The sequence below is a fragment of the Iodobacter violaceini genome, assembly GCF_011601265.1.
GTDB lineage: Bacteria > Pseudomonadota > Gammaproteobacteria > Burkholderiales > Chitinibacteraceae > Iodobacter > Iodobacter violaceini.
The window spans coordinates 84,240-101,203 of sequence record NZ_JAAOLX010000005.1; the positions used below are offsets into that span (position 1 = coordinate 84,240).

At 46.7% G+C, this 16,964-nt stretch carries 16 protein-coding genes; 6 read left to right on the forward strand and 10 right to left on the reverse strand.

Translation table 11 applies throughout. From position 1 onward, the window contains the following. Window positions 1-34: 34 nt before the first annotated feature. The 6 genes from cheA to HA050_RS10770 form a co-directional block, all read right to left on the reverse strand. Window positions 35-2,239 carry a chemotaxis protein CheA gene (gene cheA / locus HA050_RS10745; RefSeq protein ID WP_166825680.1) on the reverse strand — a complete coding sequence of 735 codons (2,205 nt, stop codon included), beginning with the start codon at window positions 2,237-2,239 and terminating at the stop codon, window positions 35-37. A 34-nt stretch (window positions 2,240-2,273) separates the two neighbouring features. Beyond that, window positions 2,274-2,639, reverse strand: coding sequence for a response regulator (locus HA050_RS10750; RefSeq protein WP_166825683.1), 366 nt, complete (start codon window positions 2,637-2,639; stop codon window positions 2,274-2,276). Window positions 2,640-2,761: 122 nt separating this feature from the next. Further along, on the reverse strand, window positions 2,762-3,958 hold the full coding sequence (locus tag HA050_RS10755; protein WP_166825685.1) for a methyl-accepting chemotaxis protein: 1,197 nt from the start codon (window positions 3,956-3,958) through the stop codon (window positions 2,762-2,764). A gap of 258 nt (window positions 3,959-4,216) precedes the next feature. Continuing rightward, entirely contained in the window at window positions 4,217-5,938 is a 1,722-nt protein-coding gene (locus tag HA050_RS10760; RefSeq protein WP_166825688.1) for a fused response regulator/phosphatase, read from the reverse strand. A gap of 8 nt (window positions 5,939-5,946) precedes the next feature. Further along, the gene (locus HA050_RS10765; RefSeq protein ID WP_099398249.1) at window positions 5,947-6,252 is read right to left on the reverse strand and encodes an STAS domain-containing protein; all 306 of its coding nucleotides are present in this window, start codon (window positions 6,250-6,252) and stop codon (window positions 5,947-5,949) included. An 85-nt stretch (window positions 6,253-6,337) separates the two neighbouring features. Continuing rightward, window positions 6,338-7,519 carry a sensor histidine kinase gene (locus HA050_RS10770; RefSeq protein WP_205836408.1) on the reverse strand — a complete coding sequence of 394 codons (1,182 nt, stop codon included), beginning with the start codon at window positions 7,517-7,519 and terminating at the stop codon, window positions 6,338-6,340. Window positions 7,520-7,755: 236 nt separating this feature from the next. Here HA050_RS10770 and HA050_RS10775 point away from each other — a divergent pair, with 236 nt between their 5' ends. From HA050_RS10775 to HA050_RS10800, 6 genes are all read left to right on the forward strand, one after another. Next, window positions 7,756-8,706 carry a chemotaxis protein gene (locus HA050_RS10775; RefSeq protein ID WP_115226713.1) on the forward strand — a complete coding sequence of 317 codons (951 nt, stop codon included), beginning with the start codon at window positions 7,756-7,758 and terminating at the stop codon, window positions 8,704-8,706. A 33-nt stretch (window positions 8,707-8,739) separates the two neighbouring features. Beyond that, window positions 8,740-9,678 carry a chemotaxis protein gene (locus HA050_RS10780; RefSeq protein ID WP_099398252.1) on the forward strand — a complete coding sequence of 313 codons (939 nt, stop codon included), beginning with the start codon at window positions 8,740-8,742 and terminating at the stop codon, window positions 9,676-9,678. A gap of 59 nt (window positions 9,679-9,737) precedes the next feature. Beyond that, window positions 9,738-10,127 (forward strand): chemotaxis response regulator CheY, encoded by a 390-nt coding sequence (cheY, locus tag HA050_RS10785; RefSeq protein ID WP_046351200.1) that lies wholly within the window; start codon window positions 9,738-9,740, stop codon window positions 10,125-10,127. Between the two features lie 33 nt (window positions 10,128-10,160). After that, complete coding sequence (gene cheZ / locus HA050_RS10790) at window positions 10,161-10,955, forward strand: protein phosphatase CheZ (RefSeq protein ID WP_166825694.1); 795 nt, start codon at window positions 10,161-10,163, stop codon at window positions 10,953-10,955. Window positions 10,956-10,997: 42 nt separating this feature from the next. Next, complete coding sequence (locus HA050_RS10795) at window positions 10,998-12,908, forward strand: chemotaxis protein CheA (protein ID WP_166825697.1); 1,911 nt, start codon at window positions 10,998-11,000, stop codon at window positions 12,906-12,908. A gap of 104 nt (window positions 12,909-13,012) precedes the next feature. After that, the gene (locus HA050_RS10800; protein WP_099398255.1) at window positions 13,013-14,233 is read left to right on the forward strand and encodes an EAL and HDOD domain-containing protein; all 1,221 of its coding nucleotides are present in this window, start codon (window positions 13,013-13,015) and stop codon (window positions 14,231-14,233) included. A gap of 81 nt (window positions 14,234-14,314) precedes the next feature. Here the strand turns inward: HA050_RS10800 and adk are convergent, their stop codons facing one another. Genes adk through lpxK form a run of 4 tightly spaced genes read right to left on the reverse strand, consistent with a single transcriptional unit; the run spans window position 14,315 to window position 16,947 of the window. Continuing rightward, window positions 14,315-14,971 carry an adenylate kinase gene (gene adk, locus HA050_RS10805; RefSeq protein WP_166825700.1) on the reverse strand — a complete coding sequence of 219 codons (657 nt, stop codon included), beginning with the start codon at window positions 14,969-14,971 and terminating at the stop codon, window positions 14,315-14,317. A 26-nt stretch (window positions 14,972-14,997) separates the two neighbouring features. After that, window positions 14,998-15,768, reverse strand: a complete 771-nt coding sequence (kdsB, locus tag HA050_RS10810) for a 3-deoxy-manno-octulosonate cytidylyltransferase (protein ID WP_166825703.1) — start codon at window positions 15,766-15,768, stop codon at window positions 14,998-15,000. After that, window positions 15,765-15,947 carry a Trm112 family protein gene (locus HA050_RS10815; RefSeq protein ID WP_099399443.1) on the reverse strand — a complete coding sequence of 61 codons (183 nt, stop codon included), beginning with the start codon at window positions 15,945-15,947 and terminating at the stop codon, window positions 15,765-15,767. Before HA050_RS10815 ends, kdsB begins: the two co-directional genes overlap by 4 nt. Before the next feature lie 7 nt (window positions 15,948-15,954). Continuing rightward, the gene (gene lpxK, locus HA050_RS10820; protein WP_166825706.1) at window positions 15,955-16,947 is read right to left on the reverse strand and encodes a tetraacyldisaccharide 4'-kinase; all 993 of its coding nucleotides are present in this window, start codon (window positions 16,945-16,947) and stop codon (window positions 15,955-15,957) included. Window positions 16,948-16,964 lie beyond the last annotated feature (17 nt).

Genomic DNA, 16,964 nt, shown 5'->3' on the forward strand with positions numbered 1-16,964 from the left:
CAGTCCTCTATTAAATGAATGCGATCAGAAACACTTAAGCAACAGCCCGCGAAAGCCCCTGACTAATATGCACCAGCTGGGCTACATCCAGAATAAATGCAACGTGGCCATCACCCATAATGGTGGCACCCGCCACCCCGGGAACTTTTCGATAATTTGTTTCCAGGTTTTTAACCACCACCTGATGCTGGCCTAATAAATCATCAACAAACATGGCGACTTTCTCACCTTCTGCTTCTAATATAATGACCAGGCCTTCATGAAACTGAGTCACTTTAGGCGGCACATTAAATATTTCATGCAGTGCGATTAAAGGCAGATATTCGCCACGTACATTAATCACCCTGCCTTTGCCTGCCATTGTTTTTACTTCATCGGGCCGGGGCTGCAAGGATTCAATAATAAAAGCGAGTGGAATTAAATAAATCTCTTCGCCAACAGAAATAGACATTCCATCTAAAATAGCTAAAGTCAGCGGCAATCGAATACTCATAGTTGAGCCAATTCCGTACATAGAGCTGATTTCAATCCGCCCGCCCATGGATTGAATATTCCGCCGCACCACATCCATTCCCACACCCCGGCCGGATACATCAGTCACCTGCGCCGCAGTAGAAAAGCCCGCCTCAAAGATCAGCAGCCATACTTCACTATCGGTCATGGCATCGCTAACCGGAATATCGCGCTCACGCGCTTTGGCTAAAATACGCTCGCGATTTAATCCTGCGCCATCATCAGCCACCTCAATCACAATATTCCCCCCCTGATGAAACGCTCTTAATGTCAGCGTTCCAGTTGGGGATTTACCTTTAGCGATACGATCCTCTGGTAATTCAATTCCATGATCTAAGCTGTTTCTCACCAGGTGAGTTAAAGGATCTGATAGTTTTTCAATAAACCCTTTATCTAATTCTGTGCTTTCGCCAATGAGTTTTAATTCAATTTTTTTATTTAATTTGCCTGCTAAATCTCTGACGAGGCGAGGGAAGCGGCTGAATACAAAGGAAATAGGCATCATGCGAATCGACATGACCGATTCTTGCAGCTCACGGGTATTGCGCTCTAACTGCCCGACACCTGAAAGCATATTTTCATGCAGTACCGGATCCAGATTCAGAGCAGTTTGTACCAGCATCGATTGGGTGATGACTAACTCACCCACTAAATTAAGCAATTGATCTACTTTTTCTACGCTAACACGAATCGAAGTATCTGCAGCAGCAGCGGGCTTGGCCGCAGCACCTGAAGAAGCTTTAGACTTAGCCGTCTGAGGCTCTGCCTCTTCTGTTTTCACCTCTGCAACTTTAACCACTTCCACAGCAACACCTGCAGGGGCAAGCACCTTTGGGCGGGGCTCAAAAAAGCCATAACCTGCACCATCCGTCACCGTTTCAGCAGGGGCTGGCGGAGGAGCAATATCCGTAAAGAAACCGTAGCCCTCACCATCCTGGCTGCCAGCTGCGGGCTTATCATCGCTAAAAAAGCCATAACCATCACCGTCTTCTAATCCGGCAGGTTTAACCGGCTCATCATCGGTGAAAAAACCATAGCCATCACCATCGCTCGGCTTGGCAGAGGATGCAGAAATTTCTGGCTGAATAATTTGAATACGTGAGTGCTCTACTGCAAAAGCCAGAGTAGCGATAATTTCTTGTGACGAAGCCTGAGTCACAATCTGATAGATCCAATCGCTTTCAGCCCCGCCTTCAATACAGGAGCGTACTTCCCCGTACCCCTGCAAAGCATGCATGACAGAAGAATGATCAAACTGCCCGCCAGCAGAAATAATAATTTGCAAGCCATTATGACTATCTGGTGCGGCATTAACTGCTTGCGCCTCATCCCCCCCCGATTCATTCGCAAACTTTTCAAGTAAGCAGGTAATCTCTTTGGCTGCCTCTAAATCTGCAACACCCCCATCGCGGTGAGCGGCCAGAATATTTTGCAGTACGTCGCCGCTGCGCAAAAACACATCGATCATATCCGCCCGAAGATCGAGCTCATTTTTACGAATTCTATCCAGCAGGTTTTCAAGAATATGAGTGACGCCCGCTAAATCGGTAAAACCGAAGGTAGCTGCTCCGCCTTTAATCGAATGAGCCGCACGAAAAATGGCATTTAAATCTTCACTATCCGGCTCATCTAGGCTGAGCTTAAGCAAAATGGATTCCATTGTTGCAAGATGCTCTGCAGCTTCATCAAAGAAAACTGCAATAAACTGGCTCATATCGATCGCCATACCCCCTCCTTCAGTGGCAAGCTGGGTTTTACAACTAACCAATCACTTTGCGTACCACTTCGAGTAATTTCTGAGGGTCAAATGGTTTTACCAACCAACCTGTTGCACCTGCCGTTTTGCCCTGCATTTTCATGGCGTCGCTCGATTCGGTCGTGAGCATAAGCATGGGAATAGTTTTATATTGTGGCGTAGCACGCAGCGTTTTTATCAGGGTCAGGCCATCCATGCCGGGCATATTCTGATCGGTCAGAATTAAATCAACCTGCATTTTTTTTGCCTGCTGAACGCCTAAATTTCCATCACTGGCCTCAACCACATCGTAACCTGCACTTTTCAGGGTAAACACCACCATTTGCCGAATCGATGCAGAATCATCAACGGTCAGAATCTTTTTAGCCATATTCCCTCCAACTATGTATTAATCGCTATACACGTGTTTAAAAAATCAAGCATTCAACCTTTACATTTCTATTAAAGGAATCTATGCAAAAAAGACCTCAGCAGGGTATTACAATGAAATCATCAAAATAAATCGATATCGCCACTACTCATACTTTCCTGGGCGACTGGATTTTTATGCAATGCATCAGCCAGCAATATGGAGCGCTCGCCAAGTGCTTGTAATTCTGCTATTTTTTCTTTCCAAGCCTTAACCGGGTTTTTCTGATTTGCAATATAGCCATAAATTAATGCCAGTGCTTCCTGTATTTCAGACTGAGCGGCAACGCGGCCTTTCGCATGTAATAAAAGCTGATTGACCAAATCCTGAAACTGTAAGCCCCGGACCGCATTAGAAACCCCATGCTCCACCTGATTCGCAATTTGGGCTAATTCATTCACAACCGTCTCAACGTTTTTATTCATATCCCCAATGCCAGCCATTGTTTTCTCTACTTGCACCTTTGACTGCATTGATTTACTCATATCCTGAGAAGCCAATTTCATAATTGCCTCCTCTGCTATAGATACTGATTCATGAATTTGCCGGACATTACCGCGAATCTGCCGACTAAAGTGATTGGTGCGCATTGAAAGCGCCCTCACCTCATCAGCGACCACTGCAAAGCCCCTGCCAGCCTCACCAGCCCTGGCCGCCTCAATCGCGGCATTTAAAGCTAATAAATTAGTCTGCTTAGCAATTGATTCAATTTCATTTAAAACCCCCAGCACCTCCTCCACCACTTTTCCTACCTTTTCCATTTGATCCACCAACCCCATCGCGGTGTAAGAATTGGAAATAATACTTTCTACAAAAACCGTCAAAATTTCAGATGTTTCTGTTACAAAAGCTTCAAAACTGCCACTTCCCTCACCTGCTGTATGTTTAAAAAGTGACTCTGCCATTTCTTTTTGTAAGCGTGATTGATCCGCAATTTCAACAAAACCATTTAGTAACGCAGGAATTGCATCGGCAAAAATCTCTACTGCCCGCTTCATCTCATCATCTGCCAGCTGCAATTGCGATGCGGAAAAAAGACACATATCAGATTGTTTTTGTAAGGAGCCCCCCATATGATGAAGGTCTTGATACTGTGCCGCTTCTTTCACTATTGCAGGAGTATGTTCTGTAAATTTCAAAATAAGTAACGGCCCCCAGGCTGCAATTAAACCGCAGGCAGTAAATAACCATGGAGATGTATTACTCCATACAATCATTATCACCACTACGCTTACAAAAACGGCGAAGAGAATCAATAGATGAAGGGACTTTTTAGGCATAAAAAACCTCAGATTTAATACCGGCTATCAATAACAAAATGCCTCCTTCTGCATTTAATAAAGATAGCTTATCCTGCAGGAATTGAAACCAAAACCATACAGGACCGATTAATGAAGCAGGTATAGAAGGAATATAAGCGGAGGGGACAGGCAGGAGATCGGATCAATAAAACAAAAAACCACATTATTTGTGGCCGAAAGATGACTTCAATTTGTAAACGAGGAAATAAAGGGAGCTAAAAAAAGATAGATGGCAATTTATACGGTTTCTGTACGAGGAATATAGTAAGCAACAACTTCATTGCCCGTGCCATGATATTGGGCTGAAGCACAGAGCGAGCGCACCAATGCAATTCCACGGCCAAAAGCCAAATGGTGACTTAATTCTACATCACCTGAACAAAGCTGCGACCAGTCAAAACCAGGGCCACTGTCTTTAACCCGTATTCTTAAAACATCTTTGCCATCATGATGTAATCCGGTTAAATCAATTTCTATCCGGCCTTCAGTCAGCATTTCCAAACGATTGGCCCGTTCGCATAAATACTGCTCCATTCCGTCTGCACCACGTTTCATTGCCGAATTAAGGCCCAAAACGCCATGATCAAGTGCGTTGACAAACAGCTCGGTCAGTATCAGAAAAACATCAGACTGGCTGTATGCCAGTGATCTTACGCCGCCAATAAAATTCATCATAAAGGGCACGGTATTGATATGCCGGATTTCATCCACCCCCAGTGCAACACTGTATCTCCAGGCACTTTCTCCTAATGCAGCCAGTGTCGAAATATTCACTTCTTCCACAACCGCAGTGATGCGCTCTTTAGACCTTGCAATTGGCCTGTCACCAAAATAGGCAAGCACCAGAGAAATATCATCATGATGAGCCTCTCCATCCAGAAAGCGGGCTAAATCATTTTTTGCATGCTGCAGCCGCTGATCGGCGGGTGCTTCAGCCAGGACCTGCAGCAGCCGCTCTAAACCATAATCGCCTTTGCTGGAGTGCCTTGCCTCAATCAGGCCGTCTGAATAAGCGGCAAGGCATGCAGGCTCGTTAAAATAATAACGATCCGTCATCACGTCCATCGAGTTTGTAGGCACAATACCAAGGGGTAAATGCGATGATTTCCAGGTGTGTTTTATTTCGCCCAGAGGGGATATCACGTGAACCGAGGGCATCCCTCCGTTCCACACCTCAATACAGCCTGCTGATTCGTCAATTGAAATAAGAACCAGTGCAACAAATCGCCCTATGGGCAGAACTTGTCTCACTTTATTATTCATTTCAATTAAAATATCGGAGATGGTATAGCCTTTTTCGGTCATCGTATAAAAAGGCTGAGTGAGGGGCAATACATTCAGTGCGGCGGTCAGCCCGTGACCAATACCATCTGCCAGCATCAGATATAAAGCCTGACCAGGCGTTCTGGCCGCAGCGATTAAATCGCCTGACAGACTTTCCGCAGGGGACAGATAGTATTCAAACTGGGGATCATAAAGCAATTCGGCATTGACCATTTGCTCCATTAAATGGCTGACCACGCGTTTTTCTTCTTCTGCACGATCATAGTAATCTGCCAATTTAAGAGATTGCTCTCTGACTTTTCGATTTAATTCTAAGGTACGGCTAAATGCTTTTAACTTGGCTTCAAGCACACGAAAATTAACAGGTTTATTGATGTAATCATCCGCCCCCTGCTCAATCGCCTCAGCAAGCTTGTTTTCTTCCCCGACTCCTGTAACAAAAACAATCGGCACCCACGTTTCATGTGCCTCATGCTTTATCGCTACAGCCGCCTCCAAACCCGACATGACAGGCATCATCATGTCCATCAGCACCAGATCAGGCCTTTCCCGCCGCCAGGTTTCCAGTGCCTCCAGCCCGTTGCGAGCCTGAATAGCCTTGTGCCCTAACGCCTCTACAAAACGAGAGATGAGCAGGAGTACGGATTCAGTATCGTCAACGACCAGAATTTTCATTGCACGCTTCAACGTATGATAAAAATCTTACCAAAGCAGGCAATATCCAATACCTGTTTGACCGAATCCCTACAGTTCACCAAGGCTAAACTCTTACTGGCAGCACCAATTTTTTCTTTAAGTAACAACAACATACCAAGCGCGGAGCTGTCCAGATAATTTACGTTTTGAAAGTCAACGAGGACTTCTTTAATGCCTGGGTTACTAATCAGCGTTTCACATACCTGGCGAAACTCGCGGTGGGCGCTGAAATCGAACTGTCCGGAGAGGACTACACGGCCCACATCCCCTTCAATCTGCACAGTTGGCGTCATACAAACCTCAACTCCATGAAAGTTACATGTTTAAAATCACAACAAAAAAACAAGATATGAGAAAGTTAAATAAGTGGTCTTGCTTTCATACCTTAGTCGGGCAATACAAAACTGGCAACCGTATCGTAAACGAACTACCGGTTCCAAGGTTGGAATTTACGCCAATCTCTCCGCCTAAGCGAGCCAGCAAATTGCTGACAATCGCCAGTCCCAGCCCTGTACCTTCTTTTCTGGTGGTAAAAAAGGGCTCAAATAAACGCTCCTGCACCTCTGAAGACATGCCACAGCCATGATCTTCCACCCTCAGCTCCGCCATATTTTCCCGTGCAGATAAAAAGAGTTCGATCACATCTCCGGGCTTTGAGGCAAGCCTTGCATTATCAATCAAATTGGTCACACAACCCAAAAGCTCTTTATGATTGGCATTAACAACCAAATGTTCGTACTCCAGCGGCAAATCTAAAACACAATTCATGTCCTGTGCCTGCAGCTGCGGCAGCATTAATTGCTGCGCTTCCCTCAGTAAACCCGAGAGGATAACTGGCTCCGCAGGCACCTCATGCCCGCGCACAAAGCTCAGCATATTTTGAATCAGTACTTCCAGATGTCTTAAGCGGGCTAAATTTTTTTGCCCGAATTTATGCCGGTCGCTGTCACTTAATGCAGGTTTGGCTAGGTGTGTTGAATACAAGAGGGCTGTCGCCAAAGGGGTACGTAATTGATGCGCCAGCCCCGCGGCCATTTCCCCCATCGCTGCCAGGCGTTTGTGTTGCGTTAATGCCCGCTGTAATTCCCAAGTATCACTAATATCATGCACCAGCATGATTTTCCCAAATTCACCTGGCATATTATTCACAACAATACTGAGTCTTCGCTCCCCTTTTGAGGATTGAGACAGCCACAGGTCAGGTACATTTGTGGGCTGTAAAAAGCCGCCAATATATTCCTGCCACACGCAGCCAAGTGACAGATTCTGCATCATTGAACGTGCTGCAGGATTCAATTCAACCACAACCCCCTGCTCATTTAATTCAACCACGCCTCCTGGCAATCGCTCCAGTAATACAGATAAACGCCTTGATAATGCCGCCTTCTCATCCAGCTCCCTTCGTAAATTGCCATTGGCAATTTCCAATTGACCGGTAAGAGAAACAACTTGCTGCTGCAAATCTGCGTACGCGAGACTAAGCTGATTTGATGCTTCAGTAAAAAGTGAAAAAGCACTTTCTAACTCACGGGGATCAATAGCCATTTTGGGATTCGGCATATAACACCTTTCTTGTTGCTTTTTTGTTTTTACATTATAAAGTGACTAGACAGTTGAGCAAAATAATGATCTACCCACAAATTCGTAAACTCAGTCATAATATTAGTGAAAGTTTATTTAGTTCCTGTCTTACGGCTATAATCGCTTCTTTATTGTGTTTGTACAGCTGCTTCCTAAATGTTCCACCCCTACACACAGTCGGTTAAGAATACTTAAACGCAGCTTGGAGCCACTCCGTGTCTGACTTATTAAAAAATATTGATGCTCGTACAAAGCTTGCTGGTACCAACAAGCTGGAAATTCTCTTATTTACTCTCGGACAGGATGAGCGAACCGGCCGGAGGGAAAATTTCGCCATTAATGTCTTCAAAGTTCGGGAAGTCATGCGAACGCCTGAAATCACGAAGGCGCCTGATATGCCTCCTTCCATTGAGGGCATGGTCAGCTTACGGGGCACCTTAGTTCCCGTTATTGATCTTGCACGATATGCGGGTATATCGACCTCAACGCGGCCTGAAATTATGATCGTTTCAGAATACAACGGTCATACACAAGGCTTTCTGGTTGAAGCAGTAGATACCATTTTGCGGCTTGACTGGTCTCAGATGCGTGTGCCGCCTGATATGCTGATGTCGCAAATGGGAGGCTTAGTTGTCGCTGTAACCGAGCTTGAAAACAACAAGCTTGTGATGATGATGGATGTTGAAAAGGTACTTGCTGAATCGATTCCCGGATCAGACAGAATTGATCCTGACACGATTATTCAGGATAAAAGTTTAACCACAAAAACAGTTTTCCTTGCCGATGATTCCGTTGTTGCACGGCGGCAGATTGAAATGACGCTTGATGCAATGAAAATCAAGCACATATCAACTATCAATGGAAAACGTGCATGGGATGAATTGCAGCGTATTGCGCAATCTGCTGATCTGCAGGGTAAAGTTGTAAAAGATATGGTGCAGCTGGTTCTTACCGATGTGGAAATGCCAGAAATGGATGGCTATATGCTCACAAAACTCATTAAGAGCGATCCGCGATTTGCCGGTATTCCAGTGCTGATGCACTCCTCATTATCCGGCGCTTCAAACCAAAAACTTGGGCAATCCGTGGGTGTAGATGGCTATGTAGCAAAATTTGAGCCCCATCGCTTATCTGAAGCCATCGCCAACTTCCTTCTCAGTGAATGAGCAGATTAAAACGCAATATAAGGGAGGCCCTTCATGTCCAGTAATCAAACAAACTTGCTTGAAAGCATCGATGCCAGAACGAAACTGGCGGGCTCCAATAAAATGGAAATCCTGCTGTTTACTTTGGGCACACGCGAAATATTTGGCATTAATGTATTTAAAGTACGCGAAGTATCGCAAACGCCAAAAATTACCAAAACACCCAATATGCCTTTAGGCGTTGAAGGTGTGCTTTCTTTGCGTGGTAATATTATCCCGGTCATTGCACTGGCAAAATTTGTAGCGACACAAGAAACGCCTGCGGCTGATGCCACAAGCACAATGATTGTGACCGAGTTTTCCAAACACACGCAAGCTTTCCTGGTTCACGAAGTGGATAGAATTATCCGTGTGGACTGGGATAAAGTGCGTGCACCGGAAACCATGTTAGCTGGCAATCAGCAGCTGATTACCGCTTTAACTGAATTACCCGATGGCAAACTTGTTTCAATCTTAGATGTAGAGCAAATATTAGCCAGTGTTATTGGCGAGCCAATTATCCCTGATCTGCAACGCGCCTCCATTAACCCTGAAACATTCATGTTTTTTGTGGATGACTCTATGGTGGCCCGCAAGGAAATCATCAGCGTACTCGATAAAATTGGCGTGAAATATCATCAGGCAAATAATGGTCGGGAAGCTTGGGATAAATTACAAAATTTGGCGAATCGCGCCACACATGACGGCGAGCGTCTTCGTGAAAAATTAAAAATGATTTTAGTCGATGCTGAAATGCCGGAAATGGACGGATATGTTCTGACTAAGCACATTAAATCCGATAACCGATTCCAGGGCATCCCTATTGTTATGCATTCATCATTATCTTCAAATGCAAACAGAGCAATGGGTAGCAGTGTTGGTGTAGATGCATATGTGGCAAAATTCGACCCGGTCATTCTAGCCGACACCATCACCCCCTTACTGGTTGGTTAGTTTCAGATTAATAAAAACAAGCCGTTTACACACCTTATGTAAACGACATGGAGTAACACATGGCAGATAGTAACCTGCGTATTTTAGTGGTGGATGATTTCTCCACAATGCGCCGTATTGTGCGTAACCTTTTGAAAGAGCTGGGCTTTTCAAATGTAGACGAAGCCGAAGACGGTCAAGTTGCATTGCATAAGCTAAAGAATGGTTCTTTTGAATTTGTGGTTACAGACTGGAATATGCCGAATATGACAGGCATTGAGCTTTTGCGCGCTATTCGTGCAGACGCACAGCTCAAACACTTGCCTGTGATGATGGTGACCGCAGAAGCGAAAAAAGAAAACATCATTGAAGCGGCTACGGCAGGCGCCAACGGATACATCGTAAAACCATTCACAGCGGCTACATTGGATGAAAAACTGAAGAAAGTTTTCGCCAACATGAGCAAGTAGAACAAGAACCTGACAGACGCACCGGAGGCGACTGTGAACGATCATGCACTAAATAGCGGAGATTCCGCTGACCTGGAAGCACTTTTCGATAGTATCGTTCATTCCAATCAGGATAGTGAACCCACAGAGCCTGCGCCGGTTGCTGTTACCGCCCCTGTCGCCGCAAGTACTGTGCCAACGCTTACTGCCGAAGAACTCAATGATCCTGCCCGTGCCATGTTTTCACACATTGGGCATTTAACTCGAAAATTGCACGATACGCTCAAAGAATTAGGTTTGGATAAATCACTGGAAAAAGCGGCGAATGATATTCCCGACGCCCGTGACCGCCTTTCCTATATCGCAACGCTAACCGAGCAGGCGGCTGATCGCACACTCAATGCTCTGGATGCTGCAAAGCCTATTCAGGACAAAATCAGTGACGATGCCAAAGCATTAAGCGGTCAGTGGGATAAGCTTTTAGCAAATCAGCTTTCTGTTGATGAGTTTAAAGCACTGGTTGAAAAAACCCGCACTCACTTAAATGAAACGGTCACAGGCTCTGATCAGGTCAGCAGCAAAATGCTGGAAATCATGATGGCACAAGACTTCCAGGATCTGACCGGGCAAGTGATTAAAAAAGTACTGGATATGTCCAAGCAAATGGAAGCTCATCTGATGGACTTCCTGCTGATGTTCTCTCCACAGGGCGGCGCAAAGGTCGAAGGGCTCAGGCCGGACGAAGAGGCATCGCTCCTGAATGGACCAGTAATCAATCCTGAAGGCCGCACAGATATTGTGACTAATCAGGGCCAGGTTGATGACTTATTAGAAAGTCTGGGTTTCTAAGCACCTTTAAAATGAATGTACGCAACCTTTGGGGGAGCGAAGATGAGCACTGACTTTGGCGGCATGGAAGATCTGCTGCAAGATTTTTTAACAGAAGCGTCTGAGCTCCTGTCTGAAGTCGACAACAAGCTTGTAGAGCTTGAAAAACGACCAAATGATAAAAACCTGCTGAATGATATTTTCAGAGGGTTCCACACCATTAAAGGCGGAGCAGGTTTTCTGAATGTCGATGCAATGGTCAGGCTTTGTCATCGTACTGAAAACCTGTTTGATAAGCTTCGCACGCTGGAGCTTATACTTACCCCGGAAATCATGGACACCATCATGGCTGCTACCGGCGTGGTGCGTGATATGTTTGGTGCCCTTGCCAAAGGTGCGCTGCCCAATAATGCACCTGAAGAGCTCATTGCCGCACTGGATGCCGTACTTGAAGGCCGCCCGCTTGAAACAGTAGCTGTGGCTGTTGCGGCCCCGGCTCCTGCTGCGCCGGCAGTTCACCTGGCAAGTGAGGGGCCGGATTGGGATGCTCTTTATAATGCCTTACTTGGTAAAAACGAAGCCCCGGGTGCAGCAATTACTGCACCTGTTAATGTCATACAGCATGAGCCTGCAGCCATGGAACAAGTTGTTTCTGACCCAATGAATAGCTTAAAACCCGCCCCTGTTGCCAAAACAGCTGTGGCAGCTCCTCCCCAACAACAACAGCAACAGCAGCAACAACAAACTGCGGCGGCACCGCAGGAAGCCACCATCCGGATTGACACTGTCCGTCTGGATCAGGTGCTTAATTTGTCAGGCGAAATTGGTCTCACCAAAAACCGCCTCACCACATTACGCACCGATATTATGGCTGGCAAGATGGACAGCAATACCCTCAAAGCAATGGATGAGGCCATCAGCCAGCTGGATCTGCTTGTAGGTGATCTGCAAAATGCGGTTATGAAAACCCGCATGCAGCCGATCGGACGTCTTTTCCAGAAATACCCGCGTTTGGCTCGTGACCTTGCTCGTCAGCTTGGCAAAGATGTTGAACTGGTTATTTCTGGTGAAGAAACAGAGCTGGATAAAACCATGCTGGAGGATCTGAATGATCCTCTGGTCCACTTGGTTCGCAATGCAGTCGATCATGGTATTGAAACCATGGAAGATCGCAAAACCAGCGGAAAACCGGCAAAAGCCATTGTTGAATTATCCGCCACCCAGGTGGGCGACCATATTCTGATCTCCATCACCGATGACGGACGCGGAATGCGCCCTGACGTGATCCGTAAAAAAGCAGTTGAAAAAGGCCTGATTGATATCGAAACGGCAAACAGCCTCGACGATAAACAAAGCCTGCAACTGATCTTCATGCCCGGTTTTTCAACCAAAGACCAGGTTTCAAGCGTCTCTGGCCGCGGCGTAGGGATGGATGTTGTTAAAACCAATATCCAGCGTTTAAATGGCCGTATCGATATCCAGTCTATTGTTGGCGAAGGCTCGCGCTTCACGATTTCCTTGCCACTGACACTGGCTATTTTGCCTGTGCTTGTGGTTCGTGTGTGTGGCCAGCCGTTTGCAGTGCCGCTGGCTATGGTGCGGGAAATCATTCCTATCCGCCACGAGCAAATTCAGGAAGTATCCGGCCGGGCCACGATTGTTGTCCGCGACGAAATTCTCTCTGTACGCTCTTTAGCCAGCCTGCTCGGCTGGGAAGAAGTGCAGCTTCCTCAGTTTGGGGTACTGATGCAATCAGCAGAACACTCGTTTATTCTGGCCGTAGACAGCTTTATCGGCCGGGATGATGTGGTGATCAAGCCACTGCAAAACATCCGCCCTAAAGGCGTTGCAGGGGCAACACTGTCCGGCGATGGCTCGGTTGTACTGGTTCTTGATATGGAAGACTTATTAGGTGCTGCAGATGCAGATAACTCGGCTATTCGCACCTCACGCTTCCTTGAAAAAACGCTTTAATCTTTAAGTAAATACCCGGGGTATGCTCATATCCCGGGTGCAAACTGATATTATTTTCCGATGCGAATGCCAGCCCGGCATCGCGCACAGGGTGTTTCAAAAATATGACGCAAGACCACGCATTTATCGGCAGGCAACCCATCCTCAACCGCCAGCAAGAAATTATTGGCTATGAGCTGCTGTTTCGGCTTAATCAAGAAGCGGTTACCGCTAACTTCTCCAGCGATATGCAGGCTGGCACCAATGTTCTGGTCAACACACTCAGTAATATGGGTACGGATTGGCTGGTTGGTAATAAGCTTGCTTTTATTAACGTTGCTGAATCAATGCTTGAAAGTAATTTCCTTGAATTACTTCATCCTGAACGCGTGATTTTAGAAGTTGTTGAAACAACCGAAGCTACTCCGCAATTGCTCGCCCGTTTACAAAACCTTAAAGAGCTTGGTTTTTCAATTGCGCTGGATGATTTTGTACTTACCCCTCAAACTGCACCGTTTTTAGAATTTGCCGACTACATCAAACTGGATATTCAGCTTTTAGGCATGTCGCAAGTACCTGCTCTTTCTAAAGAGTTGCGCTGCTCAAAAGCACTGCAGGTTGCTGAAAAAGTAGAAACAAAAGATGAATTCAAGCAATGTATGGAATTAGGCTTTGAATGCTTCCAGGGCTATTACTTTGCTCATCCTGAAACACTTGCCGCCAAAGTCATCAACCCAAGTTATGCCAATATCCTTAATTTATTAAATATGCTGCGCAATAATGCAGAATTAAAAGACATTGAAAACGCGCTTAAACGCGATGTTGCTTTGTCCTTTAAACTACTGCGTTATATTAATTCGGTTGGCTTTGGCCTCTCGTGTGAAATTCAGTCTTTCCGCCATGCTGTGACGATACTAGGCTATCAAAAGCTTTATCGCTGGCTGACGCTGCTGTTAGTCACAGCAGGCGCAGATAATGGCTCCCCCCCTGCATTACTTAAAACCGCGATAACACGCGGCCGCTTAGTTGAATTACTTGGCGCACATTTGCTCGACGGGCAGGACAGAGATAACTTATTTATTGTTGGCGTATTCTCTCTGCTCGATGTGCTGCTTGATATGCCAATGGAAAGAATCCTGGAAACGCTGATTCTTCCGGAAAATGTAACCGATGCGCTCATGACCAGAACCGGTATTTACGGGCCGTTTCTGGCACTCGCCGAGGCCTGTGAAGACCCGAACATGACAGAAGTTCCTTTTCTGTGTGAGCAGCTCCAGCTCACGCCAGATATGCTTAACCGCTCGCATGTACAGGCACTGAAGTGGGTTGAAGATTTAGGCGTGTAATTTTTCAGACGTAAAAAAAGCCGCGAAATTCGCGGCTTTTTTTGCCCGCCTTTACACAAAAGGCGGCATGATTATGCTGGATTAAGCACCCAGTGCAGCGAAAAGCTGGTCACGAATGGCTTCAACCTCACCCACGCCATTTACTTTTACATATTTAGGTGCAGTTGCATCACCACTGGCCGCCATTTCACCGTAGTAACCTACCAGCACTTCAGTTTGTTCATGGTAAACCGACAAGCGCTTTTTAACGGTTTCTTCTTCATCATCAGCACGCTGAATCAAAGCCTCGCCCGTTAAATCATCCACACCTTCAACCTTAGGCGGGTTAAATTTCACATGATAAGTACGCCCGGATGCCACGTGTACACGACGGCCGGCCATACGATCAACAATCGCTTCATCAGGCACATCAATTTCAACCACGTAATCAATAACAACACCGGCTTCTTTCATTGCGTCAGCTTGCGGGACTGTGCGCGGAAAACCATCAAACAAAAAGCCATTGGCACAATCTGCATCAGTGATGCGCTCTTTCACCAGTCCAATAATGATGTCATCACGCACCAAACCACCCGCATCCATAATGGATTTAGCTTCCAAACCCAGTGGCGTACCTGCTTTTACAGCGGCGCGCAGCATATCACCAGTCGAGATTTGCGGAATATTGTATTTTTCTTTGATGTAAGTTGCTTGCGTGCCCTTACCGGCGCCTGGTGCACCCAGAAGAATTAATCTCATTATTTTTCCCTAGTGGTTAATGTTTTTTAGATTTTAGATAAACGGGCAAAAGCATCACGTACACGCGCCAGATCTTCGGGAGTATCGACACCCGCAAGCGGGGCATCAGCCGAAATGTGCACACCAATGCTATAACCATGCCACAGCACACGCAGTTGTTCCAGCGCTTCGATAGATTCGATGCAAGATGGCGACAGTTTTTGGTAAGTACGTAAAAATTCTGCCCGATAGCCATAAATACCAATATGGCGTAAAGGTGTAAGTTCAGCAGGCAAAACAGCCTGATCATGCATAAATGCATCACGCGGCCAGGGGATAGCGGCACGGCTGAAATACATCGCACGCTGTTTTGCATCCAACACAACTTTCACAACATTTGAATTTAAAAAATCGGCGCTGTTGCTTATTGCATGGCAGGCTGTAGACATAGCCAGGCTGCGATCTGCAATTAATTTAGCCGCAACCGCGTCGATCAGTAATGGATCGATCAGAGGTTCATCGCCCTGCACATTCACAACGACCGCATCATCCGGCAAGCCCAGATGCTCAATCGCCTCAGCAAGGCGATCCGTTCCGCTGGGGTGATCGCTGCGCGTTAAAATGGCGGTATAGCCAGCAGCTTCTACAGCTGCCTTGATCTGCTCATCATCTGTGGCTACGCAAACCAGGCGGGCAGAGGATTTAAGCGCCTGCTCAATCACCCGCACAATCATAGGCTTACCACCAATATCAGCCAGAGGCTTATCTGGCAGGCGTGTGGATTTAAGCCGCGCAGGAATAAGGGCTACAAAACTCACCGAACTTCTTCCGTGGCTTCCAGCTCACGCGCTTCAGCCTGCAACATCACAGGAATGCCATCTTTAATGGCATAAGCGAGGCGATCGGCTTTACAGATCAGTTCCTGAGCGCTTTTCTCATAAGCCAGCGGGCCTTTGCAAACCGGGCAAACAAGAATTTCCAGTAATTTTGCGTCCATTATTTTCTCACTCATTAATATTCATCATCTGATGCTTAAGCCGCGCTATTTCAGTGCCAAGCCAGCCAGCCAAATCTGGCGTCAGCTCCGCAATCACGGGCAAGACCCATATTCTAACATCAGCCAGCACAGCCAGCTTTACCGCATCTTTTTCAGTCACCACAATAATGTCTGCATCCGGCAAATCTGCAGCAACAAACGCATGGTGGTCGGCAAAAGCATGCTCGCTAAAAACCAGGCCCAAGGTCTTCAGCGTATTAAAAAACCGTGCGGGATTACCAATACCACAGACAGCAGCCACCCGCAAACCTTGCCATGCATGCCGCGGGGCATACACTGGCGAATAAAGCACGCCAGGCTGCAAAGACATTTGAAATAAACAGGGATGGCTGATCGAATCATTCCGGCCATTTACAATCACCGCATCAAGCTTTTTCAGCCTGGAAACAGGCTCGCGCAAAGGTCCTGCCGGGATTAAAGCGCCATTACCAAAACCGCGCTCACCATCGACCACGCAAAGCTCAATATCGCGCTGCAGGCGATAATGCTGCAAGCCATCATCACACAGTAAAACATCCACATCAGGACAAGCCGACAGCAAAGCCTGGCCTGCTGCTGCACGATCACTGAATACGTATACAGGCACACCTGACCTAGCCAGCAGAATGGGCTCGTCCCCGCAAATAAGCGGATCACTGCCGCCCGACACACAAAGCGGCTGCTGCGCTTTGCCACCATAGCCGCGCGACACGATTCCAGGGCGATAACCAAGCGATTGCAATTGCCTGGCCAGATAAAGCGTCAGCGGTGTTTTACCCGTGCCACCAGCCGTAATGTTGCCAACGACAATCACGGGCACAGGCAAGCGGATGCTCTGCTTAAATCCCACACGAAACAAAGCACGCCTAAGCGTGCCCAAGCCAGCAAAAATCCAGGCCAATGGCCGGAGCAAATAAGACAAGGGGTGCCGGGATGTATACCAAATCCGGTCAATTAACATAAGCACCCCTGCTTAAA

Coding starts and splice junctions, on each gene's coding strand:
- cheA (WP_166825680.1), bottom strand. CDS start 2,239: ATGGCGATCGATATGAGCCAGTTTATTGCAGTTTTCTTTGATGAAGCT.
- HA050_RS10750 (WP_166825683.1), bottom strand. CDS start 2,639: ATGGCTAAAAAGATTCTGACCGTTGATGATTCTGCATCGATTCGGCAA.
- HA050_RS10755 (WP_166825685.1), bottom strand. CDS start 3,958: ATGCCTAAAAAGTCCCTTCATCTATTGATTCTCTTCGCCGTTTTTGTA.
- HA050_RS10760 (WP_166825688.1), bottom strand. CDS start 5,938: ATGAAAATTCTGGTCGTTGACGATACTGAATCCGTACTCCTGCTCATC.
- HA050_RS10765 (WP_099398249.1), bottom strand. CDS start 6,252: ATGACGCCAACTGTGCAGATTGAAGGGGATGTGGGCCGTGTAGTCCTC.
- HA050_RS10770 (WP_205836408.1), bottom strand. CDS start 7,519: ATGCCGAATCCCAAAATGGCTATTGATCCCCGTGAGTTAGAAAGTGCT.
- HA050_RS10780 (WP_099398252.1), top strand. CDS start 8,740: ATGTCCAGTAATCAAACAAACTTGCTTGAAAGCATCGATGCCAGAACG.
- cheY (WP_046351200.1), top strand. CDS start 9,738: ATGGCAGATAGTAACCTGCGTATTTTAGTGGTGGATGATTTCTCCACA.
- HA050_RS10795 (WP_166825697.1), top strand. CDS start 10,998: ATGAGCACTGACTTTGGCGGCATGGAAGATCTGCTGCAAGATTTTTTA.
- HA050_RS10800 (WP_099398255.1), top strand. CDS start 13,013: ATGACGCAAGACCACGCATTTATCGGCAGGCAACCCATCCTCAACCGC.
- adk (WP_166825700.1), bottom strand. CDS start 14,971: ATGAGATTAATTCTTCTGGGTGCACCAGGCGCCGGTAAGGGCACGCAA.
- HA050_RS10815 (WP_099399443.1), bottom strand. CDS start 15,947: ATGGACGCAAAATTACTGGAAATTCTTGTTTGCCCGGTTTGCAAAGGC.
- lpxK (WP_166825706.1), bottom strand. CDS start 16,947: ATGTTAATTGACCGGATTTGGTATACATCCCGGCACCCCTTGTCTTAT.